Origin of the sequence: Citrobacter sp. Cpo040 (assembly GCF_030332915.1) — a bacterium.
GTDB lineage: Bacteria > Pseudomonadota > Gammaproteobacteria > Enterobacterales > Enterobacteriaceae > Citrobacter > Citrobacter portucalensis.
The window spans coordinates 143078-167249 of sequence record NZ_JAOWGX010000036.1; the positions used below are offsets into that span (position 1 = coordinate 143078).

Below are 24172 nucleotides of genomic sequence, written 5' to 3' on the forward strand. Positions count from 1 at the left end.
CAGCGCCTTTGTTGTCACGGCAGTTCAGGGTAAAATAGATTCTGTTAACCACTGAGGTACAGGACGCCGTATGCATTGCCCATTCTGTTTCGCCGTAGACACTAAGGTAATTGACTCTCGTCTTGTAGGCGAGGGCTCCTCGGTACGCCGCCGTCGGCAGTGTCTGGTCTGTAACGAACGTTTCACCACTTTTGAAGTGGCTGAACTTGTTATGCCGCGCGTTGTGAAAAGCAACGATGTGCGTGAACCCTTTAATGAAGAAAAGCTGCGCAGCGGCATGCTCAGAGCGCTTGAGAAACGGCCTGTCAGCGCAGATGACGTCGAAATGGCGTTAAACCATATCAAATCACAGCTGCGTGCGACGGGCGAGCGTGAGGTGCCGAGCAAGATGATTGGCAACCTGGTGATGGAGCAGTTGAAAAAGCTCGATAAAGTCGCCTACATCCGCTTTGCCTCTGTCTACCGGAGTTTCGAAGATATCAAAGAATTTGGCGAAGAGATTGCTCGCCTACAGGACTAAGCCATGCAGGATGAATTGTACATGGCGCGCGCGCTAAAGCTTGCTGCGCGCGGACGTTTTACCACTCACCCCAACCCCAACGTGGGCTGCGTGATTGTGAAAGATGGGGAGATCGTCGGTGAAGGATATCATCACCGCGCGGGCGAACCGCATGCCGAAGTTCATGCTCTGCGGATGGCTGGAGAAAAAGCGCAGGGGGCAACTGCCTACGTGACGCTTGAACCCTGTAGTCATCATGGTCGCACGCCGCCGTGTTGCGATGCGCTGATTGCGGCGGGGGTGTCGCGTGTGGTTGCGGCGATGCAGGATCCCAATCCGCAGGTCGCAGGACGTGGGCTCTACCGTTTGCAGCAGGCGGGTATCGACGTCAGCCACGGGCTGATGATGAGCGAAGTTGAGCAATTGAATAAAGGCTTCCTCAAGCGCATGCGTACGGGATTCCCATATCTTCAGCTTAAGCTTGGCGCGTCGCTTGATGGCCGTACAGCGATGGCCAGCGGTGAAAGCCAGTGGATTACCTCGCCACAGGCGCGCCGCGATGTGCAACGCTTGCGCGCGCAAAGTCATGCCATTTTAACCAGCAGTGCGACGGTGCTGGCAGACGACCCTCAGCTTACCGCGCGTTGGTCGGAGCTTGGGGAGTCAACTCAGGCGAGTTACCCGCAGGAAGAGCTGCGTCAGCCAATCCGCATTGTTCTTGATAGCCAGAATCAGGTCACACCGGCGCACCGAATTGTGCAACAGCCTGGAGAAACCTGGATTGTCCGGACTGAAGACGACCCTCGTAGCTGGCCGGAGACGGTGCGCAGCCTGAAGGTGCCGGAACATAACGGACATCTGGATCTGGTGGTGCTAATGATGCAACTGGGCAAACAGCAAATTAACAGCATTTGGGTTGAAGCTGGCCCAACGCTCGCCGGGGTATTATTACAGGCCGGTTTGGTCGATGAGCTAATCGTGTATGTTGCGCCTAAACTGTTAGGCAGCGATGCGAGAGGATTATGTGTGCTTCCAGGCCTTGAGAAACTGGCTGACGCACCCCATTTCAAATTCAATGAGATACGCCAGGTGGGCCCGGACGTTTGCCTGCATTTAACGACTGCGTGAGGCTTTCTGATTTAGAGGAAGCAGCGCACAGAATATTATGATAAAATCCGCCCCCCTTACGGGGCCATAAATCGAACCCGAAGGAAGAATATGAACATTATTGAAGCTAACGTTGCTACCCCGGACGCTCGCGTCGCCATCACCATTGCGCGTTTCAACAACTTTATCAATGACAGCCTGCTGGAAGGTGCTATCGACGCCCTGAAACGTATTGGCCAGGTTAAAGATGAAAACATTACCGTTGTTTGGGTTCCAGGTGCATATGAGCTGCCACTGGCCGCTGACGCACTGGCAAAAACCGGTAAATACGACGCGGTGATTGCGCTCGGTACGGTGATCCGTGGCGGTACCGCACACTTCGAATATGTGGCTGGCGGTGCAAGCAATGGCCTGGCGCATGTCGCTCAGGACAGTGGCATTCCGGTAGCCTTCGGTGTTCTGACCACCGAAAGTATTGAACAAGCCATCGAACGTGCTGGCACTAAAGCCGGTAACAAAGGCGCAGAAGCTGCACTGACTGCGCTTGAAATGATTAATGTATTGAAAGCCATCAAGGCCTGATTTTTGTAAGGGGAAATCCGTGAAACCTGCTGCTCGTCGCCGCGCCCGTGAGTGTGCCGTCCAGGCGCTCTACTCCTGGCAGTTGTCCCAGAACGACATCGCTGATGTTGAATACCAGTTCCTGGCAGAACAGGACGTTAAAGATGTCGACGTTCTGTATTTCCGTGAACTGCTGTCCGGGGTGGCGACTAACAGCGCGTACCTGGATGGATTAATGAAGCCTTACCTGTCTCGTCTGTTGGAAGAGCTGGGTCAGGTAGAAAAAGCCGTACTGCGTATTGCGCTGTTTGAATTGTCTAAACGTAGTGATGTGCCGTACAAAGTGGCCATCAACGAAGCGATTGAACTGGCAAAAACCTTCGGCGCTGAAGATAGCCACAAATTCGTGAACGGCGTACTGGATAAAGCAGCACCTGTGATTCGCCCCAACAAAAAGTAATCCCGAGGCCGGCTGGATGGTGGAACCTGTTTCCGCTGTCCCCGGCTTTTTCTTTTTTTTCTGCTGAGGCATAACGTATGGCATGTGGCGAGTTTTCCCTGATTGCCCGTTATTTTGACCGCGTAAGAACTTCTCGTCTTGATGTCGAAACCGGTATTGGTGACGACTGCGCACTTCTGAACATCCCTGAAAAACAAACGCTGGCGATCAGTACCGATACGCTGGTGGCAGGCAACCACTTCCTCCCCGACATTGATCCGACCGATCTCGCCTGGAAAGCGCTGGCGGTGAATTTGAGCGATCTGGCGGCGATGGGGGCGGATCCTGCGTGGCTGACGCTGGCGCTCACGTTACCTGACGTCGATGAAGCCTGGCTGGAAGCCTTCAGCGATGGCCTGTTTGAACTCCTCAATTACTATGATATGCAGCTGATTGGTGGTGACACCACGCGTGGGCCGCTGTCGATGACGCTGGGTATCCATGGCTACGTCCCCGTTGGGCGGGCCTTAAAACGTTCCGGCGCGAAACCGGGTGACTGGATTTATGTTACCGGCACGCCGGGCGACAGTGCGGCCGGGCTGGCGATTTTGCAGAACCGATTGCAGGTTGCAGATGCAACAGACGCGGACTATCTGCTGCAACGCCATCTGCGTCCCACGCCGCGTATTTTGCAGGGACAAGCCCTGCGCGATCTGGCCAGTGCGGCTATCGATCTCTCCGATGGCCTGATTTCCGATTTGGGACACATCGTTAATGCTAGCGGCTGTGGCGCACGGGTTAACGTTGATGTGCTGCCATACTCCACGGCATTGTCACAGCACGTTGAGCCGGAACAGGCCCTGCGTTGGGCGCTCTCGGGAGGTGAAGATTATGAGTTATGCTTTACCGTACCGGAAATTAATCGTGGTGCGCTGGAAGTGGCGCTGGGAAATCTCGGCGCAGCGTTTACCTGCATTGGGCAGATGAGCGCGGACGTGGAAGGCATTCACTTTACGCGCGATGGAAAACCCGTCACGTTTGACTGGAAAGGATATGACCATTTTGCCGCGCCTTAAAAAAGATGTCGCCAAAAGCCGCCTGAGTATGCGCAATCCGTGGCACCTGTTAGCCACCGGTTTTGGCAGCGGGCTGAGCCCAATTGTTCCAGGCACGATGGGATCGCTGGCGGCGATCCCTTTTTGGTATTTAATGACTTTTCTGCCGTGGCAGCTGTATTCGCTGGTGGTGATGTTATCTATCTGTATCGGCGTTTATCTGTGCCATCAAACGGCGAAAGATATGGGCGTGCACGATCACGGTAGTATTGTCTGGGACGAGTTTGTCGGGATGTGGATTACCCTGATGGCGCTGCCGACCAACGACTGGCAGTGGGTTGCCGCCGGATTTGTGATTTTCCGTATTCTGGATATGTGGAAGCCGTGGCCGATTCGTTGGTTTGATCGCAACGTGCATGGCGGGACGGGGATCATGATCGACGATATTGTGGCCGGGATACTCTCTGCCGGAATTTTGTATTTTATCGGTCATCACTGGCCGGTAGGTATCATTTAACCCTTTTCAGCGGCTATTGTAGGCCCGATAAGCGCCGCGACATCGGGCGATCAGTGCCGGATGCGCTATGCTTATCCGGCCTACAATCTACAACCTCGCTTATTTAAATCCCACCACCGGATGCTGTTTGTACGGCGTTTCCAGCTCGGCAATCTGCTCCGGCTTCAATGTTAAATCTACCGCGTTGAGCAACTCATCCAGCTGTTCCTCACGCGAAGAGCCAATAATTGGCGCTGCCACGCCGGGTTTGCTCAGCAGCCAGGCCAGCGCAACCTGTGCCCGCGTTACACCCAACTCCTCACTGACACCGGTCAGTCGTGCGGCGATTTGCGCGTCGTTTTCATCGCTCTCGTTGTACAAATTTTTACCGACTTCATCGGAAACCAGACGTGCGGTTGTTTCTCCCCAGGGACGCGTCAGGCGACCGCGCGCCAGCGGGCTCCATGGGATAACGGCCACGCCTTCCTGATAGCAAAGCGGCAGCATTTCGCGTTCTTCTTCGCGGTAGATTAGGTTGTAGTGATCCTGCATACTGACGAACTGCGCCCAGCCGTGTTGCTTCTGTAAGGCCAGAGCCTGAGCAAACTGCGAAGCGTGCATGGATGAGGCACCAATATAGCGAGCTTTACCGGCTTTCACGACGTCGTTTAGAGCCTCCAGCGTTTCTTCGATTGGCGTGTTGTAATCCCAGCGGTGAATTTGCAGGATGTCCACATAGTCCATACCCAGGCGTCTGAGGCTATCGTCGATTGAGCGCAGGATTTGTGCGCGGGATAAACCTTCCGCTAAATCATCCACCTGGTGAAAAACCTTGGTAGCGACCACGACATCTTCGCGGCGGGCGAAATCACGCAGTGCGCGGCCGACAATCTCTTCGCTGCTGCCAGCGGAGTAGCTGTTGGCGGTATCGAAAAAGTTAATGCCACCCTCAAGGGCGTGTTTGATTATCGGGCGGCTGCTTTCTTCAGGTAGCGTCCAGGCGTGATTGCCGCGATTGGGTTCGCCAAATGTCATGCAACCCAGGCAAAGGCGGGAGACCCGTAGGTCGGTTTTTCCTAAGATGTTGTATTTCATCAATCCACTCCTGCTTAGCTCGTGATGAATTAAGCATAGCAGGAGCGGGGAGGGGATTATGCCAGCCAGGCCTTGATTTTGGTCTCAATTCCGGCGGCATTCAAACCCAGATCGGCACGGGCTTCATCCTGAGTTCCCTGCGGGATGAAGAAGTCTGGTAGGCCAATGTTCAGCACCGGGACGGGCTTACGATGGGCCATCAGCACTTCGTTTACGCCGCTGCCAGCACCACCCATAATGGCGTTCTCTTCAATGGTAACCAGCACCTCGTGTTGGGCAGCCATTTCAAGGATCAACGTTTCATCCAGTGGTTTTACAAAGCGCATATCGACCAGCGTGGCGTTCAGCGACTCTGCGACCTGAGCGGCTTCCGGCATCAGGGTGCCGAAGTTGAGAATCGCCACTTTTTCCCCGTGACGTTTCACGATGCCTTTACCAATTGGCAGTTGTTCCAGCGGGGTCAGCTCAACGCCTACCGCGTTGCCGCGTGGATAGCGCACGACCGTTGGACCGTCGTTGTAGTGATAGCCGGTGAACAGCATCTGGCGGCATTCGTTTTCATCACTCGGGGTCATGATGACCATTTCCGGGATGCAGCGCAGGAAGGAGAGATCGAACGCCCCCTGGTGGGTTTGCCCATCTGCGCCAACAATCCCTGCCCGGTCAACGGCGAACAGGACCGGCAGTTTCTGGATGGCTACATCGTGCAGCACCTGATCGTAGGCGCGTTGCAGGAAGGTCGAGTAAATGGCTACCACCGGCTTGTAGCCGCCAATCGCCAGACCGGCAGCAAACGTCACCGCGTGCTGCTCGGCAATCGCCACATCGAAATAGCGATCCGGGAACTTACGTGAAAACTCCACCATTCCGGAACCTTCGCGCATCGCCGGGGTGATTGCCATCAGCTTATTGTCTTTCGCTGCGGTCTCGCACAGCCAGTCACCGAAAATTTTTGAATAGCTCGGCAGGCCGCCACTGCTTTTCGGCAGGCATCCGCTGGACGGATCGAATTTTGGTACCGCGTGGAAGGTTATCGGATCTTTTTCCGCAGGCTCATAGCCACGACCCTTTTTGGTCATGATGTGCAGGAACTGCGGGCCTTTCAGATCGCGCATGTTTTTGAGCGTAGTAATAAGCCCCAGCACGTCGTGACCGTCCACCGGACCGATATAGTTAAAGCCCAGTTCTTCAAACAGAGTTCCCGGCACAACCATACCTTTAATGTGTTCTTCGGTACGTTTAAGCAGTTCTTTAATCGGCGGCACGCCGGAGAAGACTTTCTTCCCGCCTTCGCGCAGCGAGGAGTAGAGTTTGCCTGAGAGCAGCTGTGCCAGATGATTGTTCAGCGCGCCAACGTTCTCTGAAATCGACATTTCGTTGTCGTTGAGGATAACCAGCATGTCGGGCCTAATATCGCCCGCGTGGTTCATCGCTTCAAACGCCATCCCTGCGGTAATGGCACCATCACCAATCACACACACGGTACGGCGCTCTTTACCTTCTTTCTCGGCGGCAACGGCAATACCGATACCTGCGCTGATGGAGGTTGAAGAGTGCCCAACGCTCAGTACGTCATACTCGCTTTCACCGCGCCATGGGAACGGATGCAGGCCGCCTTTCTGACGAATGGTGCCGATTTTATCGCGGCGACCAGTCAGAATTTTGTGCGGATAAGCCTGATGTCCCACATCCCAGATTAACTGGTCAAACGGGGTGTTGTAGACATAGTGCAGCGCGACGGTGAGTTCCACCGTGCCCAGACCAGAGGCGAAGTGCCCGCTGGAACGGCTTACGCTGTCGAGCAAATAGCGGCGCAGTTCGTCGCAAAGCTTTGGCAGGCTCTCTTTTGGCAGCAGACGTAACTCCTGGGTGGAGTCGACCAGCGCCAGGGTCGGGTATTTGGCTATATCAAAACTCATCGCAAGCTCATGGGATATGTTGGTTTATTTATCACGCTGGATTATGTAGTCCGCTAGCGCTTCCAGTGCCGAGGTATCGAGTGACTGTGCGGCCAGCAGACTTAGCGACTGGCGGGCGTCCTCGATTAAATCCCGGGCTTTATTCTGGGCTTGCTCAAGACCCAGAAGTGCAGGATAGGTACTTTTGCCAAGCTGCTGGTCAGCACCCTGACGTTTACCCAATGTTGCAGTATCGCCTACCACATCCAGGATGTCATCCTGAACCTGGAAAGCCAGACCGATGCTTTCTGCGTATTTGTCGAGTATTGGCAGGCATTCTCGCCCTTTATCGCCAGCACTTAATGCCCCCAAACGCACGGCGGCGCGAATCAATGCTCCGGTTTTATGGCGGTGAATCCGCTCCAGCGCATCCAGCTCAACCTGCTGACCTTCCGCTTCCAGATCCAGCGCCTGACCGCCGCACATACCGGCGATGCCACTGGCCTGAGCCAGTTCAGAGATCATCGCGATGCGGTCACGGTCAGTGACTTCCGGCATTGGGGCGTCGCTGATAATGGAGAATGCCAGCGTTTGTAGCGCATCTCCGGCCAGGATCGCATTTGCCTCGCCAAATTTTACGTGGCAAGTCGGCAGACCGCGTCGCAGGTCATCGTCATCCATCGCGGGCAAATCATCGTGCATCAGCGAATAGGCATGAATGCATTCGACGGCGGCAGCGGGAGCATCAAGCGTACTCAGGCTGACCCCAAACATCTGACCGGTCGCATACACCAGGAACGGGCGCAGGCGTTTACCGCCTAATAATGCGCCATATTGCATGGTTTCTACCACGGGAGTGTTCTGAAAGGGCAGTGGCGCGATAAAACGGCTCAGTGCCTGGTTGGCCTGCTCAACGCAAGCCTGTAGCTGCTGCGTAAAATCCATTTACTCATTATCCGGTGTAAAAGGCGTAAGGGCGGCGTCTTCAGTATCTGACAGCAGGATTTGTACGCGCTGTTCAGCCTGTTGCAATTTGACCTGTCCCTGACGCGCCAACTGTACGCCACGTTCGAATTCGTTCAACGCTTCTTCTAACGGCAGGTCGCCGCCTTCCAGACGGGTAACAATTTGTTCCAGCTCGCTCAGCGCGGTTTCAAAACTGGCGGGCGCTTCATTTTTCTTCGGCATAATGAATGTCTGACTCTCTGTATTGGCAGCACAAGACTATGGTAACGGACTCGCACTGATAAGCAAATAACGCGCAATGTGCACAGTAGCCGCGTGATGGTGATATACTTGCGCGCCTGGATGCAGTCGCGGGTATGGGCTGCTGTATTTTTTTCCATTACAAGTCATTCAGACTTGCCTAAGAACCATTGCCGCCATGAAGTTTATCATTAAATTGTTCCCAGAAATCACCATCAAAAGCCAATCTGTGCGTTTGCGCTTTATAAAAATTCTGACAGGGAACATTCGTAACGTTTTAAAGCACTATGATGAAGACCTTGCCGTTGTTCGTCACTGGGATCACGTTGAGGTTCGCGCTAAAGATGAAAGCCAGCGCCTGGATATTCGCGACGCGCTGACCCGTATTCCGGGTATCCACCACATTCTCGAAGTAGAAGACGTGCCGTTTACCGATATGCACGATATTTTCGAGAAGGCACTGGTGCAGTATCGCGATCAACTGGAAGGTAAAACCTTCTGTGTTCGCGTGAAGCGTCGCGGGAAGCATGAGTTTAGCTCCATTGAGGTGGAACGTTATGTTGGCGGTGGACTGAACCAACATATTGAATCTGCACGCGTGAAGCTGACGAAGCCGGATGTGACCGTTAATCTTGAAATCGAAAACGACCGTCTGCTGCTGGTTAAAGGCCGCTATGAAGGTATTGGTGGTTTCCCGATTGGGACGCAGGAAGACGTACTGTCGCTGATTTCCGGCGGTTTCGACTCTGGTGTATCCAGCTACATGCTGATGCGTCGCGGCTGCCGCGTACACTATTGCTTCTTCAATCTCGGCGGCGCCGCGCATGAAATCGGTGTTCGTCAGGTGGCACATTATCTGTGGAATCGCTTCGGTAGCTCGCATCGCGTGCGTTTTGTCGCGATCAACTTTGAGCCGGTGGTGGGCGAGATCCTGGAGAAAGTCGACGACGGTCAGATGGGCGTGGTTCTCAAACGTATGATGGTACGCGCGGCGTCGAAAGTCGCTGAGCGCTACGGCGTACAGGCACTGGTGACCGGTGAAGCGCTGGGCCAGGTGTCCAGCCAGACGCTGACCAACCTGCGCCTGATCGATAACGTTTCAGACACCCTGATCCTGCGCCCGCTTATCTCCCATGATAAAGAGCACATCATCAACCTGGCGCGTGAAATTGGTACCGAGGACTTTGCGCGTACCATGCCGGAATACTGCGGCGTAATTTCAAAAAGCCCAACGGTGAAGGCGATTAAAGCGAAGATTGAGGCCGAAGAAGAAAACTTCGATTTCTCTATCCTCGATAAAGTGGTTGAAGAAGCGAACAATATCGATATTCGCGATATCGCCCAGCAGACTCAGCAGACCGTGGTGGAAGTGGAAACCGTGAGCGGTTTCGGCCCGAACGACGTGATTCTGGATATCCGTTCTGTGGATGAACAGGATGATAAACCGCTGAAGGTTGAAGGTGTGGACGTCGTTTCTCTGCCATTCTACAAGCTGAGCACTAAATTCGGCGATCTGGACCAGAGTAAAACTTGGCTGCTGTGGTGTGAACGCGGGGTGATGAGTCGCCTGCAGGCGCTTTATCTGCGCGAGCAGGGCTTTGAAAATGTGAAGGTGTATCGCCCGTAATTGAGTAAACATCGTGTTGTAGGCCGGATAAGGCGGTTACGCCGCCATCCGGCAATATAACGATATTATTCAAAACGAACGGGAAGCGTCTTCCCGTTCGACTCCCAGACCCCCTGATAGACACCGTCTTTTAACTCTAGCGTTATCTTCTCTTGCGTTTGTTCAGCCGCAGATGTCTTCAGTTCATAATGTTGATTGTCGGCTGTGTCGCATTTGCCGGTCAATTCAATCGGTGCGCCAAATTTTTGGTAAAAGTAAGCCCCTTCAAAAAAATCACCGTATTTGCAGTCCACCTTCAACACAATACGCATGCTTTTTCCCAGCGTGCCGTACATGACTTTGCCGTCAATGCCGGGCGCTGGCGAAACTGGTGTTGTACTCTTTGCGGTAGTCAGATATTGGCCGTACGGTGTGAGCTGATTTTGCAGTTCCGCGGTTGGGATTTTCGTTGTGAAATCACCCAACTCGTCGAGCGCACGGCTGGCGTGGTTGCTACAGCGTCCGTTCAGGAAAGCCAGGTGGTCTTTTTGCAGGGAGAATTTGTCGATGTAGTACAAACCGTCGGTGTAGGTTGCGCACGATGCGTAGAATTCGGCATAGTTAAAATCTTCACCTTTATCTTCTTTTATTTGTTCTGGTGTTTGCGAATTATGCGCCGTAACAAAGGTATCGATTTGGCCGCGGATATCTTTTCTGATGCGGGTGTTTAATTCGGCGATTGTAGCCCGGGAAAAGAGATCGTTAAGGGTAATTGCCGCACCGCTGGCTAAATCGAAGCTAATCGGCACATTGTACGACTCGCAATACGCCCCGCAACCTTCGATAAACATATTCATGGTCAGGATTTTTGCGTCGCGATACTCAACCGTGTAGTCAAGGTTTGCGGTGGGATTCATGGCTGATTTCGCAAACTGATTTACTGTTGCCTGTGGAGTATTGCCCGGTAGCTGATTGATAAAGCTTGCGAAAATATAATCGTTAATGCGTTTTGCAACTTTGGGGTTATCCGTCGAGGAAAACCATGGCACGCGATACTGCATTTCAGTGCTTCCGGGATAGCGATATTCAATACTCTTTATTTCGAGTTGCGTCGCTGTGGCATAACCGGAAAGGAGCAGTAAAGCCACTCCACTCAGATATCCTTTCATTATGATTCCTTATAAGGGAGTGGCTCGAAGATTTACTCGTAATAGTTATAGATTCCCGCGGCCATCACCAGTTGTGACGCCACCTCGTGAGCTTTTTCGCGACTCACCAGAAGATCAATGATTTTCAAACCGAAATCAATGGAAGTCCCCGGTCCCTGGCTGGTTAACAGGTTGACGCGAGGATCCCATACGACGCGCTTGTCCTGCCACTGGTCAGCGGGAATTTGGTCTTTCAGCGCCGGAAAACCGGTCATGTTACCGATGGGGAAAATATCGTGTGGGACGAGTACGGTGGCGGCCGCGGCGCAAATTGCCGCGACAATGCGCCCGGAGCGATGAAACTGTTTCACGGTTTCGATAAGCAGCGGGCTGTCGCGAAAACACTCGGCGCCTTTAATACCGCCCGGCAGCACGATAATGTCGAAATCGCCGTCAGCAACTTCGACTAATGGCGCATCCGCCAACAGCTTCACTCCGCGTGAGCAGACGATCGTCAGGTCGCCATCGCTGGCGACGCTGGCGGTCGTGACCTTAATTCCGCCGCGAACCAGCAGATCGATAGTGGTGACCGCTTCGGTCTCTTCACTACCAGGGGCGAGACATACCAGTGCTTGAGCGCTCATACTCACTTTCCTTTCTCTTTACCATTTCAAACAGTTGGGCGTTTTCCGGGACGGCGATGCCGTGCGCGCGGGCGCGTTTTAACAAATATCCGGTAATGTAGTCGATCTCTGTATGACGCAGGGCACGAATGTCTTGCAGCATTGATGAGATATTTTCCGCCGTACTGTCAATCACTTGCTCGACATAATAGCGTAAATCATCCACAGATGTATGGTGGCCTTCGCGTTCAATGACCGCGGCCACTTCCTCGCAGATGAGTGCTATTTTTTCAGGATGATGGCGTAACTCGCCGTTTGGGCAATCCCATAATGCGGTCAGCGGGTTAATGACGCAGTTGACGGCCAGCTTTCGCCACAGTTCGGCGCGAATAGTGTCGTGCCAGGCGACGTCCGGTAGCACCTCTTGCAGGACTTCAGCCAGATAACTGAAATCACCGTCTTGTTCACGCGCAGGACCAATGCGCGTTGTTCCCTGAGCGACATGAATGATGACGTTGCCGTCACGGCGTGCTGCGTGGGTGGTGGTACCTATCAGCAGAGGTTGCTTAATGTTATGCAGCTCTTCAATTGTCCCCATGCCGTTGTGAATCAGCAGAATGGGAGTAGTTTCAGGCAGAATTGCGGCCAGGCCTTTTACCGCATCAGAAACCTGCCAGGCTTTCAGGGTGACCAGTAGCAGGTCGCTTTTTGCCAAAAAGTCGGGGTCGTTTGCCGTCAGGGATTCATTAAAAACTGACCCATCCGTGTCGATCAGGTTTACGCTGCAATAGGGTTGCGGTACGCGTAGCCACCCTTGCACCTCATGTCCATGTTTGCATAGCGCGGTAAGCCAAAGCTGTCCTAGCGCTCCACATCCCAGTACGGTAATTTTCATTCTTCCTCCTCACCTGCAACAGCACCAGGTGTTAATCCATATCGGCCGTACCCCATTATTGTTCGCAGGTATCAGTACCACGTACAATTAAAGGATACAGCCTAGTATAGCGCTGTCTGTTGGGTAACTTTGCAGGTATTATGCTTCGCATCAAAAATGAAGGGAGAGGAAAAGATGCCATCTTTCGATATTGTCTCTGAAGTTGATCTTCAGGAAGCCCGTAACGCGGTAGATAACGCCAGCCGCGAAGTGGAGTCACGCTTTGATTTTCGTGGCGTTGAAGCGACTTTTGAGCTGAATGAGTCAAATAAGACGATTAAGGTGCTGAGCGAATCTGATTTTCAGGTCAATCAGTTGCTGGATATTCTGCGTGCCAAGCTGCTCAAACGCGGTATTGAAGGCACGTCGCTGGACGTACCAGAAACCTTCGTGCACAGCGGTAAAACCTGGTTTGTTGAAGCTAAGCTGAAACAAGGCATTGAAAGCGCAGTGCAAAAGAAAATCGTTAAGCTGATCAAAGACAGCAAACTGAAGGTGCAGGCGCAGATTCAGGGCGAAGAAATCCGTGTAACCGGCAAGGCGCGAGACGACCTGCAATCCGTTATGGCGCTGGTTCGCGGCGGCGACCTCGGTCAACCGTTCCAGTTCAAGAACTTCCGCGATTAAGTCGTTATGTCAGATGGCGTAAGCCGCCATCTGACAAATCTCATCTTTACGCCTGGCTGATGGCCTGCTCAACCTCAAATCGATTGGTGACTTTGCTGTCGATTTTCACGTAGGCCGAATGTTCTTTCGCGACAATTAACACTTCGCTTATCCCTTCTTTAGCCAGCAGACGCTGCTTCAGGGTGTCATCCGCAGCAATTTCAGGTGGGATTTCCACCCGCAGGCTGCTGACATACGGCGGCTCTTTCATTGTACTCGCCACCAATAACCACACTGCCGCCAGAAGCGCACCGGCCAGGAATACGGCCTGACCATCAAACATTTCAACCACCCAACCGCCGAGCGAACCGCCAATCGCCACGCCAAGAAACTGGCTGGTGGAGTAAACGCCCATTGCCGTGCCTTTATAGCCAGCCGGAGACTCTTTACTGATAAGCGAGGGGAGGAGGGCTTCCATCAGGTTAAAGGCGAGGAAGAATATCTGCACGCCCGCAATCAACCCCCAGAAACGCACGTTAGCGCTCCACAATACAATCTCTGCAATAAGTATCAGTAACACGCAGGCGAGGAACACGCGTTTCATGCGGCGCTTCACTTCGGCGTAAATGATGAACGGCACCACGGAAACAAAAGACAGCAGCATCGTCACCAGATAAATTTTCCAGTGCTCTGCGGCGGGGAAGCCTGCTTTCGCCAGTTGGCCTGGTAAGGCAACGAAGGTGGACATCAGCAATATGTGCAGACACATGATGCCAAAGTTGAGCTTCAGCAGTTTGGGCTCTGCCAGCACTTTACTGAAGCTGCCTTTTACCATGCCCGACTCGCGGTTCAGCACGTGGGTAGTGCTATTGGGAACGACCCAAATGGTTAGCACAATACCCGTGGTAGCAAGAGCTGCGATCATCCAGAACAGCGCGTGTAGTCCCAGCGCATGGGTAACGATTGGTCCTAGCACCATCGCAATGGCGAAGGTGATACCAAAGCTGACGCCGATAAACGCCATCGCTTTGGTACGGTTTTGCTCACGGGTTAAGTCGGAAAGTAGCGCCATTACGGCAGCAGCAATCGCGCCAGAGCCTTGCAAGGCCCGGCCAAGAATAATTCCCCAGATTGAATCGGAGAGAGCAGCAATTATGCTGCCGAGAACAAATACCGCCAGCCCGCCGACAATAAGCGGCTTACGACCGATGCGGTCAGAGAGCAGGCCAAAGGGGATCTGGAAGACGGCTTGAGCCAGACCATATATGCCGATGGCAAGGCCTATCAGCGCTTCGCTGGCACCCTGTAGCGCCATACCGTACGTGGTCAGAACTGGCAGGACCATAAACATGCCAAGCATGCGCAACGAGAATACGGTCCCTAAACCCCAGGTGGCGCGCAACTCACCGGGCGTCATTTTGTAATCGTTCATTCCCACCTCTGTATTAATTTCGCGCCTAGTGTAAAGCGGGGAAGGGGTGCGGTAAACCTCTACGATATGTGGAATTGTGTAGTGGGATAATTGAAATAATTACTTTCGCAACTAATTTGCTTGCGATAATTACAGGTGTAGTCTTTTTGTGGTTGTTTCTAATGGAAAGAGGGAAAAGGAAAATGGTATTTCGCGATAAATATAACCCATTGCTTCAAGCTGATGTTTGTATTCAATGGACATCATTCTAGTGAGTATTCAAGACGATGTGTTAAAAATTTTCAGGGAAGAAATACCTGGGTATTTGGATGAAAACTGGAAGGAGGTTCCTTTAGAATTCGACACAGATTTATTCGATGAGCCACGAGACGATCTCTCAGATGCAATTGAAGAGTTCCGGAAAGGATTCAACGTTGATTTATCGGAAGTAGACTGGACCCGCTATTTCCCCTGGGAAAACACGCCACTTTTGGCACGATGGTTCAAGGTTAAACGGGAGGAGGTTGAAGCAACACGTTTACCTTTAACCGTAAGGATGTTTGCGGAGTCAGCAGAGGAGGGGAAATGGTTGTTTGAGATCTGGCCTGATGAGCAAAAAGACGAGACCTGACGCTCTCAAAATCGCGTAGTAAGTAAAAAGGGTGCCGAAGTACCCTTTTAGCATTCGCTGAATTTACCCAACCCAGGTCAACAGGTTGTGTGAATTATGCATCATAAAGTCTAATGATATCATCATATTATTACGACCAAAGATCGCATACAGTGGACATCCTTCTGATGAGAAATTATGAAGCTGAAGTTATTGAGTACATCATGAAGAATTACCCAATCAGGGAACGTTGGTTCAGACCTGGTCTTAAGCAGGTCACTAAAGAATGGACCCTTGAGGATGATTTTCAGTTTGTTCCGGAAGATGCGTATGATTTTTTAGCTGATTTATTTGAGCATTTTGATATTGAATACTCGAAGTTTGATGGAAGGAATTATATTGAACAAGAATACCCTTTCTGGCGAAAAGATCCTCCTGAAATTGAGTTAAAGCCTTTGACAGTAGGTATGATTATCGAGTCAGCAAAGGCTGGGAAATGGCTCTATGACTGAATAATATTCCTGCCAATAAAAAGGGTGCCGGAGCACCCTTTTCGTATCTGCAGATTCTTACCAGACGTAAGTCAGCAGGTTCTGCGAGTTTGGCACCATAAAGTCGACGGACATCATCACGGAAAGCGCGGTAATGGCGATGATGGAGAAACCGAACAGCTTGCGCGCCCAGACTCTGTCATCTTCCACTTTATAACCGCGCAGCGCCATGCCCAACCACCAGACGCTCACCGCCGCTGCAACAATCAGGTATTTATAACCTGCATAGCCGCCCAGGGTTAGCATCAGCGTGGCGATAGCAAACGCCACGATGTACAGCGTGATATGGTTCTTCGCGACCGAAATACCTTTCACCACCGGCAGCACCGGGATGTTGGCAGCCTGATAATCCTTGAAGCGGAAAATCGCAATCGCGTAAGAGTGCGGCATCTGCCACAGGCTGAAAATAGCCAGCAGAATCAACGCACCGCTATCGAACACACCGGTTACGGCACAGTAGCCAATCACCGGCGGCGCAGCGCCGGAGAGTGAGCCAATCAGCGTACCGTAAACGGAATGGCGCTTCATGTACAGGCTATAAACGCCCACATAGACCACGAAGCCCATTACCCCCAGCCAGCAGGCCAGAGGGTTCGCGCCAAACCACAGCAGCATAAAGCCAGCAATACCCAACAGGGTGGCGTATACCAGCGAGACCGCAGGGGAAATCAGACCTTTAACCAGCACGCGGTTTTTGGTCCTCTCCATCTTCCTGTCGATATCCCTGTCGATGTAGTTGTTAAATACACAACCCGACGCCACAACCAGTGACACCCCAACCAGCGTGTAGATAAACAGGGGATAATCAATGCTGCCTTTTGAGGCCAGCAGGAATCCCCCAATCACCGAGATCAGGTTGCCAAAGATGATGCCTGGTTTCGTTACTTGCAGGTATTGCTTAAACATCATAATTGCCGCTCTTAGTGCATCATCATGTTGTAGTTAAGGTTCCACATAATCCAGATGGAGCCCACAACCAGGATGGCGATGATTAGCACAGTAAAGACGAAGGCCGTCATGTTCCAACCTTCATCAGATTTGCTATTCATGTGCAGGAAGCACACCAGGTGCACCAGAATCTGTACCACTGCCATTACCAGAATAGTTCCCAGAATGACGGCCGGAGAGGCAGAACCTGTCATCACCATCCAGAACGGAATGACCGTCAGGATGATCGACAGGATAAAACCTGTCATGTAGGTTTTTACGCTGCCATGGGATGCGCCGCCGCTCTCGTTAGAATGACTCATTACATCGCCCCCATCAGATAAACAACAGTGAACACACAGATCCACACCACATCAAGGAAGTGCCAGAACAGGCTCAGGCACATGATGCGGGTACGGTTAGTACTGGTCAGGCCGCGACGAGCAACTTGCACCATCAGCACTGCCATCCAGATAAGACCGGAGGTGACGTGCAGACCGTGCGTGCCGACCAGCGCGAAGAACGCAGACAGGAAGCCACTGCGATCCGGGCCCATACCGTTAACAATCAGGTGATGGAATTCATAGAGTTCCATCCCGATGAATCCGGCACCGAACAAGAAGGTCAACGCCAGCCAGGAGATAACCTGGCTCTTGTTGTTCTTGTACATGGCAATCGCTGCCATGCCGTAAGTAATGGAGCTGAATAACAGCAGGAATGTTTCAACCAGAACGAACGGCAGTTCAAAAATGTCCTTACCTGTCGGGCCACCTGCGGTGCCGTTCACCAGAACGGCATAGGTTGCAAACAGAATAGAGAACAGAATGCAGTCGCTCATCAGGTAGACCCAGAATCCGAAGATCTTGGTCTGGCCTGCATCGTGGTGCCCGTGTTCGTGCGCGTGGGCAGTCGCGTGCGTTAAAGTATCAGTTGCCATTTTTCAGCCCTGCCTTAGTAATCTCATCGAAATGCTGGTTTTCCAGTTTTTCGACTTCCGGGACCGGCACGTAGTAATCCACGTCTTCATCAAAGCTTTTCACAATCCAGCTGATGATCATGCCTGCGAAGCTTGCAATCGCCAGCCACCAGATATGCCAGATCATGGCGAAACCAAACAGTGTTGCAAAAGCGGTAATGACGATACCGGCACCGCTGTTCTTCGGCATATGAATTTCTTCATAGTGCGCAGGCTGCTTGTACGCTTCACCTTTTTCTTTCATTTCCCAGAAGGCATCACGCTCGTGAACGTGCGGCACAACGGCAAAGTTATAGAACGGAGGCGGGGAAGAGGTTGCCCACTCCAGCGTACGACCACCCCATGGATCACCGGTCAGGTCACGGTTCTGCTCGCGGTCGCGAATAGAAACGAAGATCTGAATCAGCTGGCACAGGATACCCAGTGCAATCAGCGCGGCACCGCAGGCGGCAACGACCAGCATCGGATGGAACTGTGGATCAATCTGCTGGCTGAGGCGACGGGTCATACCCATGAAGCCCAGCACGTACAGTGGCATAAATGCTACGAAGAAGCCGATGATCCAGAACCAGAATGCGCGTTTACCCCAGGTTTCGTTCAGCGTGAAGCCAAACGCTTTTGGCCACCAGTAGGTCATACCAGCGAAGCATCCAAATACAACGCCGCCGATGATAACGTTATGGAAGTGCGCAATCAGGAACAGACTGTTGTGCAGAACGAAGTCCGCACCCGGCACCGCCAGCAGTACACCGGTCATGCCGCCGACTGAGAAGGTGACGATAAAGCCAATCGTCCACAGCATTGCTGAGTGGAATACGATACGGCCCTGATACATGGTGAACAGCCAGTTGAAGATCTTCACCCCGGTCGGGATGGCGATAATCATGGTGGTGATACCGAAGAAGGCGTTTACGTTAGCGCCTGCACCCATGGTGAAGAAGTGGTGCAGCCAAACAACGAACGACAGAACGGTGATACACACGGTTGCCCACACCAGTGAGGTGTAGCCAAACAGACGTTTACGCGAGAAGGTTGCAGCGATTTCGGAGAATACACCGAACACCGGCAGAACCAGAATGTACACTTCCGGATGGCCCCAGGCCCAAATCAGGTTGATGTACATCATCATGTTGCCGCCCATATCGTTGGTAAAGAAATGGGTACCCAGATAGCGATCCAGGGTCAGCAACGCGACGGTAACCGTCAGGATTGGGAAAGAAGCGATAATCAGGATGTTTGCACACAGAGATGCCCAGCTAAACACCGGCATCTTGAACATGGTCATTCCTGGTGCACGCATCTTAATGATGGTCACAAAGAAGTTGATACCGGTCAGAGTTGTACCAATACCGGACAACTGGACTGCCCATATCCAATAGTCGACCCCGACGCTTGGACTGTACTCTATTCCTGAAAGCGGCGGATACGCCAGCCAACCGGTCTGCGCGAATTCACCCACGCCCAGAGAAAGGTTAACCAGGATTACGCCGACAACGGTGAACCAGAAGCTCAGGTTGTTCAGGAACGGGAATGCAACGTCACGTGCGCCGATCTGCAGCGGAACCACCAGGTTCATCAGACCGATAACAAATGGCATTGCCACGAAGAAGATCATAATCACGCCGTGAGCCGTGAAGATCTGGTCGTAGTGGTGAGGAGGCAGGAAGCCCGCTTCACCTGCAGAAGCCAGCGCTTGCTGACTACGCATCATGATGGCGTCGGCAAAGCCACGAATCAACATGACGATTGCGACGATGACATACATGATGCCAAGGCGTTTGTGGTCAACAGAAGTCAGCCACTCTTTCCACAGGTAGGTCCACTTACCGAAGTAAGTGATAAGGCCCAGTAAGGCCGCACCACCGATGATAATGGCAGCAATCGTAACCATGACAATAGGTTCATGGAACGGAACTGCATCCAGCGTCAATTTTCCGAACATCGTATTCTTCCTCGGCCCCTTAGTGAGCGGATTCCGCGTGGCTCATGTCCATGCCTTCCATTCCTTCGTGTGCGCTGTGCTCACCTTCGGGTTGGGTCATGTCCATGCTCTTACCGTGAGCCATAAATTTGTTAATAACGTCTTTAAACAAATCCGGTTTCACGTTGGAGAAGTATTCCACCTGGTTGTATTCGCTTGGCGCAGCCACTTTCTCGAACGCTGCCATGTCGCTCATGGTGTTCGTGGACTGTTTAGCTTTAGCAACCCATTGGTCGAATTCGGTGCGGTCCTTTGTTGCGATAGCCTTGAACTTCATACCGGAGAAGCCTGGTCCGCTATAACTTGCGGAGATACCATCATAAGTACCGACTTCGTTGGCGATCAGATGCAGTCGAGTCTGCATACCTGCCATGGCATAAATCTGGCTACCCAGACGCGGGATAAAGAAGGAGTTCATCACGGAGTTGGAAGTCACTTTGAATTCAACCGGAGTGTTCGCCGGGAAGGCGATTTCATTCACGGTAGCGATACCCTGTTCCGGATAGATGAAGAACCATTTCCAGTCCATGGAAACCACTTCGATGGTAATGGGCTTCTCGTCATGCGCCAGCGGTTTGCTTGGCTCAAGAGCGTGAGTGGTTTTCCAGGTCAGAACGGCAAGGAAAATGATGATTAAGATCGGCACCGTCCAGACCACAGCTTCCACTTTATTGGAGTGTGACCAGTTCGGGCTGTACTTCGCATCTTTATTGCTTGCACGATACTTCCAGGCAAAACCAACAGCCATCAAGATGGCGGGAATAACGACAATCAACATCAGGCCAAATGCCGTCAGTATCAATGACCGTTGTTCCAGTCCAATCTGTCCTTTAGGGTCAAGCAGCGCAGAATTACAGCCACTGAGTAATGCAGTGCCTGCAATTAATGACAACCATCCCAAACTTTTATTGTATTTCCTGAGTCTCATTTAACGACCTCAATTCCACGGGACCGGGTGGCGTTTAAAGTGTGAGGGCATTTTACGGGAAGGTTACATTACTGTAAACATCTCTAGATCTGTGTTACTGGGTTCTGCCGTGCATGTCACATATGTTGCAATATATGTCGCTTTGGCTTTAAGAACCTGTTGCAACATCACGTTATAACGAAAGCGGGCAGGTGGGGGGCGTACTGAGGGCAATTGGTATAACCAATACGAAAATAAAACAATTGCTTAACAATTGATTATCAATAAACGGACAATTGAGGAACAAAAAATAAATCTTTCGTGGCTGAATCGAGTAAGGAAAATAGTATATATAAAAGGCGTCAATAATTTCCAAATTCTTTGGCGCACAAAATAACAAATATTATTTTTAGTAGTTGTTGCTTATTTCGCCGTTATAATTACGCAGGGTGATTACAACGGCGATATTAATGCGTTTTTTTTACGCCAGACGGGTTTTGCGCAATGCCAGATAATCAAGCAATCCACCAAAAACGACCCCGCAGACCGCGACCACCACTGAGACTTCAAGCAGTTCCGGCAGGAAGGAGAAGTTGGTGTAATCCAGCGCGTTCATGGTTAACAGCAGCAGCCAAACCAGCAGCAGGCAGCAGCCCGCAACTAGCGTCATTAATGCCAGAATGTATGCTCCACGAAATTCCGTGCGCGGAATGAAGCTTTCATTTTGCCAGCTATGTTCCAGGGTCTGGCGACATACCAGCAGCAGTATCAGACCGGGGATCGCGGCAAACACGGAGAACAGATAAAACGTCGGCCAGCCGTGTGCTTCGACAAACCAACCCGCTACCGGGCCAACGTAAACGCGACCAACGGCTGAAAGCGCGGAGAGCAGGGCGAACTGGGTCGCTGAGAAGGACTTATTGCACAGCGTCATTAATAAGGCGACAAACGCCGCCGTGCCCATTCCGCCGCACAGGTTTTCAAAGAAGACGGCCGCCGCCATGCTGAACATGTGTTTGTCAGTGATGGACAGTAGCCAGTAGCCCGCATTCGACGCCCCTTGCAGGATGCCGAAAATAAGCAATGCGCGGAACAGAGAAAGGCGCTGCATCAGGATCCCACCGTACAGCGCGCCAACAATGGTGGCCAGTAGCCCCAGTGTCTTATTCACCACGCCAACTTCACCCGCATCAAACCCAACGCCGCGGATTAAAAAGGTGGTGGTCAGGCTCATGGCGAAAGCATCCCCGAGCTTATACAGCACAATAAGCAGCAGGATCAGCCATGCGTTGTTACGACCAAAGAAGTCTCGCAGCGGAGCCGCAACCGCCTGTTCCAGCGTTTTAGGCACTGGAATGGAGTCAGTCGGTTCAGGTGCTAACAGGGTGGCGATGATACAGGGAATCAACAGCGCAGCCATCAGCCAGTACATCCCTTGCCAGCCCAGCCAGCGATCGGCCATCCATAAGGCCAATCCGCCTGAAACCAGCATCCCTAGTCTATAGCCCAGCACGCTAATAGCCGCGCCGGTGCCGCGGTCTTCTGCGGGCAAAACGTCGGTTTTCCAGGCATCAAAGACGATATCCTGCGATGCCGAGCAAAAAGCGATCACTACTGCGAGTGCGGCCATCCAGCGTAACTGTGTGCCAGGCTCCAGAAAGCCCATCGCGGCGATAGAAATTAACAACAGCACCTGGGTCGCCAGCAGCCAGCCGCGACGTCGACCTAAAAACGGTGGCGTGTAACGGTCCATCAACGGGGACCAGAGAAATTTAAATACGTAGGCCTGACCGACCAGGGAAAAGAAACCGATGGTTTTAAGATCGATATTCTCGACTGTCATCCACGCCTGAAGCGTACCGGAGGTGAGTGCGAGCGGTAAACCGGAGGCGAACCCCAGAATGAGCAGGATAGCTGAACGTGGTTGCTGAAAAATACGTAAGTATTGACTGGACATGGGCTTCTATAGGCCCGACGAACGCCGGGCCATATGGGCAGAAATTAACGAGCGTTCTGCTTGATGAAATCGTGAACGCTGGTGTCCTGAGACATATCAGCGATGGTGTCGGTCAGTACGCTGTTAACGGCGTTAGCGATATTTTTGTTAGAGGCCTGCAGGGCACCTTCAACAGAATAGCTTGCGCGGTAGTTTTTGGTCATCTTGTTGCCATTAGCGGCGGTCGCGATGATGGCGATGTCTGCTTTGGTGGCGATGTTATAGCGCACGCTACCCTGAGACACGTCAGCATACAGCTGGTTAACAATGATTTGCAGGTTGACTGCACCGTTTGGTCCAATCATATAACCACGTGCTGTCATCTGTTTTTCCAGTACTTCTTGCAACAGGAAACGCAGGTCGCGGGACGCGGTCAGGGTCACCAACTGGTTGTCGCGGGTGACTTTTGCCAGCGCTTGATCCTGGCGCTGGTCGGCTCCGTTGATGCTAACGGTCACACCCATCAGGCTTGGGTCCTGCTGCGGCAGGGTAATTTTCGGGGAGACTTCAATAGTGGTCGGCGGTGTTGCGCATCCAGCTAACATAAACAGCGCGACAAACGGGACGAGGATTTTTTTAAACATGCCAGGGCTCTCAGCGAATCTAAATTGTATGGTTAGAGAAAATTCCCGCCATCATAACATCGCCAACGATGAGGGGAAGTGGGTAACGCATGTAAATTCATTGTGTTGTCCGTTTTATGACTTTGTGGAGACTATAAACGGACTTTTTGCAATAAATTGGAGTGAGGAATCAGTGAACTTCATCCGTTTGAATGAGAAAATCAGACAAGCGCTAATTTTTTGTTGCTAAGGTGTAATGAAAACGGTAAAAGCGGCTAGTATTTAAAGGGATGGGTGACATCTCAGCGTTGTCGGAGGAAAAATTTCATGATGATTCGTGAGCAAATAGAAGAAAAATTAAGGGCAGCGTTCGAACCCGTGTTCCTCGAAGTTGTGGATGAAAGCTATCGTCACAATGTCCCGGCTGGTTCTGAAAGCCACTTTAAGGTTGTACTGGTTAGCGATCGCTTTACAGGTGAACGTTTTCTTAATCGTCATCGGATGATTTACAGCACGTTAACGGCGGAGCTTTCCACAACCGTTCATGCGCTTGCCCTGCATACCTACACTATTAAGGAGTGGGAAGCGTTGCAGGATACGATTTTTGCATCGCCTCCGTGTCGTGGAGCGGGAAGCATCGCGTAAAAACGGATTTGCAACAACCGACGCTTTTCCAGTATGTTGCTACAGATTATGTGAAAACGGCCTGCGGGCCGTTTTGTTTTGTCTGAATTCTGGGGCTGTCGTACAGTATTCAGACAAAAATTAGCCGGGAATTGTGAAAAAAGCCGCAGCAACGCGCGATAACCGTTCTCGACTCATAAAAGTGATGCCGCTATAATGCGCGTCTTATTTTTCGGAATGTCTTCGGGATGATTCTGACGACAGGGAATGTGATTGCTTATGAGAACATCCCAGTTCCGCGAAGCCAACAACCTGTGCTTGCGGAGAAGAGTTGACCGAGCACTGTGATTTTT

At 52.0% G+C, this 24172-nt stretch carries 26 protein-coding genes; 11 read left to right on the forward strand and 15 right to left on the reverse strand.

Annotated elements, in window-relative coordinates:
- Positions 1–70 precede the first annotated feature (70 nt).
- The 6 genes from nrdR (at position 71) to pgpA (ending at position 4178) form a co-directional block, all read left to right on the forward strand.
- Entirely contained in the window at positions 71–520 is a 450-nt protein-coding gene (nrdR, locus tag OGX86_RS15530; RefSeq protein WP_003021571.1) for a transcriptional regulator NrdR, read from the forward strand.
- A gap of 3 nt (positions 521–523) precedes the next feature.
- On the forward strand, positions 524–1627 hold the full coding sequence (gene ribD, locus OGX86_RS15535; RefSeq protein WP_128316815.1) for a bifunctional diaminohydroxyphosphoribosylaminopyrimidine deaminase/5-amino-6-(5-phosphoribosylamino)uracil reductase RibD: 1104 nt from the start codon (positions 524–526) through the stop codon (positions 1625–1627).
- 90 nt (positions 1628–1717) lie between these two features.
- The gene (gene ribH / locus OGX86_RS15540; RefSeq protein ID WP_003021575.1) at positions 1718–2188 is read left to right on the forward strand and encodes a 6,7-dimethyl-8-ribityllumazine synthase; all 471 of its coding nucleotides are present in this window, start codon (positions 1718–1720) and stop codon (positions 2186–2188) included.
- Between the two features lie 19 nt (positions 2189–2207).
- A complete protein-coding gene (nusB, locus tag OGX86_RS15545; RefSeq protein ID WP_000801129.1) occupies positions 2208–2627 on the forward strand; it encodes a transcription antitermination factor NusB in 420 nt (139 codons plus the stop codon).
- Positions 2628–2704: 77 nt separating this feature from the next.
- Positions 2705–3682, forward strand: coding sequence for a thiamine-phosphate kinase (gene thiL, locus OGX86_RS15550; RefSeq protein ID WP_008783930.1), 978 nt, complete (start codon positions 2705–2707; stop codon positions 3680–3682).
- Positions 3660–4178: a phosphatidylglycerophosphatase A gene (pgpA, locus tag OGX86_RS15555; protein ID WP_003021578.1), complete on the forward strand. Its 519-nt coding sequence runs from the start codon at positions 3660–3662 to the stop codon at positions 4176–4178. Before thiL ends, pgpA begins: the two co-directional genes overlap by 23 nt.
- 99 nt (positions 4179–4277) lie before the next feature.
- On the opposite strand, the gene yajO is transcribed toward pgpA, so the two are convergent.
- The 4 genes from yajO to xseB are packed head-to-tail and all read right to left on the reverse strand — an operon-like array spanning position 4278 to position 8338.
- Entirely contained in the window at positions 4278–5252 is a 975-nt protein-coding gene (gene yajO / locus OGX86_RS15560) for a 1-deoxyxylulose-5-phosphate synthase YajO (protein ID WP_008783931.1), read from the reverse strand.
- Between the two features lie 56 nt (positions 5253–5308).
- Positions 5309–7171, reverse strand: a complete 1863-nt coding sequence (gene dxs / locus OGX86_RS15565; protein ID WP_003830996.1) for a 1-deoxy-D-xylulose-5-phosphate synthase — start codon at positions 7169–7171, stop codon at positions 5309–5311.
- A gap of 24 nt (positions 7172–7195) precedes the next feature.
- Positions 7196–8095: a (2E,6E)-farnesyl diphosphate synthase gene (ispA, locus tag OGX86_RS15570; RefSeq protein WP_048226298.1), complete on the reverse strand. Its 900-nt coding sequence runs from the start codon at positions 8093–8095 to the stop codon at positions 7196–7198.
- Complete coding sequence (gene xseB / locus OGX86_RS15575; RefSeq protein WP_003021586.1) at positions 8096–8338, reverse strand: exodeoxyribonuclease VII small subunit; 243 nt, start codon at positions 8336–8338, stop codon at positions 8096–8098. It lies immediately after the preceding gene.
- Between the two features lie 196 nt (positions 8339–8534).
- Here xseB and thiI point away from each other — a divergent pair, with 196 nt between their 5' ends.
- Complete coding sequence (thiI, locus tag OGX86_RS15580; RefSeq protein WP_008783933.1) at positions 8535–9983, forward strand: tRNA uracil 4-sulfurtransferase ThiI; 1449 nt, start codon at positions 8535–8537, stop codon at positions 9981–9983.
- A gap of 65 nt (positions 9984–10048) precedes the next feature.
- Here thiI and OGX86_RS15585 read toward each other — a convergent pair whose 3' ends face one another.
- The 3 genes from OGX86_RS15585 to panE are packed head-to-tail and all read right to left on the reverse strand — an operon-like array spanning position 10049 to position 12628.
- Positions 10049–11131 (reverse strand): hypothetical protein, encoded by a 1083-nt coding sequence (locus OGX86_RS15585; RefSeq protein ID WP_286640272.1) that lies wholly within the window; start codon positions 11129–11131, stop codon positions 10049–10051.
- A gap of 32 nt (positions 11132–11163) precedes the next feature.
- On the reverse strand, positions 11164–11754 hold the full coding sequence (yajL, locus tag OGX86_RS15590) for a protein deglycase YajL (RefSeq protein ID WP_008783935.1): 591 nt from the start codon (positions 11752–11754) through the stop codon (positions 11164–11166).
- Positions 11717–12628, reverse strand: a complete 912-nt coding sequence (panE, locus tag OGX86_RS15595) for a 2-dehydropantoate 2-reductase (RefSeq protein WP_032942532.1) — start codon at positions 12626–12628, stop codon at positions 11717–11719. Before panE ends, yajL begins: the two co-directional genes overlap by 38 nt.
- 174 nt (positions 12629–12802) lie before the next feature.
- On the opposite strand from panE, the gene OGX86_RS15600 reads away from it, so the two are divergent.
- Positions 12803–13294, forward strand: a complete 492-nt coding sequence (locus OGX86_RS15600; protein WP_003831002.1) for a YajQ family cyclic di-GMP-binding protein — start codon at positions 12803–12805, stop codon at positions 13292–13294.
- Positions 13295–13340: 46 nt separating this feature from the next.
- Here OGX86_RS15600 and OGX86_RS15605 read toward each other — a convergent pair whose 3' ends face one another.
- A complete protein-coding gene (locus tag OGX86_RS15605; RefSeq protein ID WP_071445875.1) occupies positions 13341–14705 on the reverse strand; it encodes an MFS transporter in 1365 nt (454 codons plus the stop codon).
- 235 nt (positions 14706–14940) lie between these two features.
- Here OGX86_RS15605 and OGX86_RS15610 point away from each other — a divergent pair, with 235 nt between their 5' ends.
- Entirely contained in the window at positions 14941–15315 is a 375-nt protein-coding gene (locus tag OGX86_RS15610) for a DUF1493 family protein (RefSeq protein WP_286640273.1), read from the forward strand.
- Between the two features lie 167 nt (positions 15316–15482).
- Positions 15483–15806 carry a DUF1493 family protein gene (locus OGX86_RS15615; protein WP_071696878.1) on the forward strand — a complete coding sequence of 108 codons (324 nt, stop codon included), beginning with the start codon at positions 15483–15485 and terminating at the stop codon, positions 15804–15806.
- A 57-nt stretch (positions 15807–15863) separates the two neighbouring features.
- Here the strand turns inward: OGX86_RS15615 and cyoE are convergent, their stop codons facing one another.
- The 7 genes from cyoE to OGX86_RS15650 all read right to left on the reverse strand — a co-directional run bounded on the left by cyoE (position 15864) and on the right by OGX86_RS15650 (position 23216).
- Positions 15864–16754, reverse strand: coding sequence for a heme o synthase (gene cyoE / locus OGX86_RS15620; protein WP_100194043.1), 891 nt, complete (start codon positions 16752–16754; stop codon positions 15864–15866).
- Between the two features lie 11 nt (positions 16755–16765).
- Positions 16766–17095: a cytochrome o ubiquinol oxidase subunit IV gene (locus OGX86_RS15625; protein WP_079938377.1), complete on the reverse strand. Its 330-nt coding sequence runs from the start codon at positions 17093–17095 to the stop codon at positions 16766–16768.
- Positions 17095–17709: a cytochrome o ubiquinol oxidase subunit III gene (locus tag OGX86_RS15630; RefSeq protein WP_003831007.1), complete on the reverse strand. Its 615-nt coding sequence runs from the start codon at positions 17707–17709 to the stop codon at positions 17095–17097. The genes OGX86_RS15625 and OGX86_RS15630 overlap by 1 nt, the downstream gene beginning before the upstream one ends.
- Positions 17699–19690, reverse strand: a complete 1992-nt coding sequence (cyoB, locus tag OGX86_RS15635; RefSeq protein ID WP_003831008.1) for a cytochrome o ubiquinol oxidase subunit I — start codon at positions 19688–19690, stop codon at positions 17699–17701. The genes OGX86_RS15630 and cyoB overlap by 11 nt, the downstream gene beginning before the upstream one ends.
- Before the next feature lie 19 nt (positions 19691–19709).
- The gene (gene cyoA, locus OGX86_RS15640) at positions 19710–20657 is read right to left on the reverse strand and encodes a cytochrome o ubiquinol oxidase subunit II (protein WP_286640274.1); all 948 of its coding nucleotides are present in this window, start codon (positions 20655–20657) and stop codon (positions 19710–19712) included.
- Positions 20658–21117: 460 nt separating this feature from the next.
- Entirely contained in the window at positions 21118–22593 is a 1476-nt protein-coding gene (gene ampG, locus OGX86_RS15645) for a muropeptide MFS transporter AmpG (RefSeq protein ID WP_286640275.1), read from the reverse strand.
- Positions 22594–22637: 44 nt separating this feature from the next.
- Positions 22638–23216, reverse strand: coding sequence for a lipoprotein (locus OGX86_RS15650; RefSeq protein WP_032941838.1), 579 nt, complete (start codon positions 23214–23216; stop codon positions 22638–22640).
- Positions 23217–23522: 306 nt separating this feature from the next.
- Between OGX86_RS15650 and bolA the strand changes: the two genes are divergently transcribed.
- The gene (gene bolA, locus OGX86_RS15655; RefSeq protein WP_003021619.1) at positions 23523–23840 is read left to right on the forward strand and encodes a transcriptional regulator BolA; all 318 of its coding nucleotides are present in this window, start codon (positions 23523–23525) and stop codon (positions 23838–23840) included.
- Positions 23841–24172 lie beyond the last annotated feature (332 nt).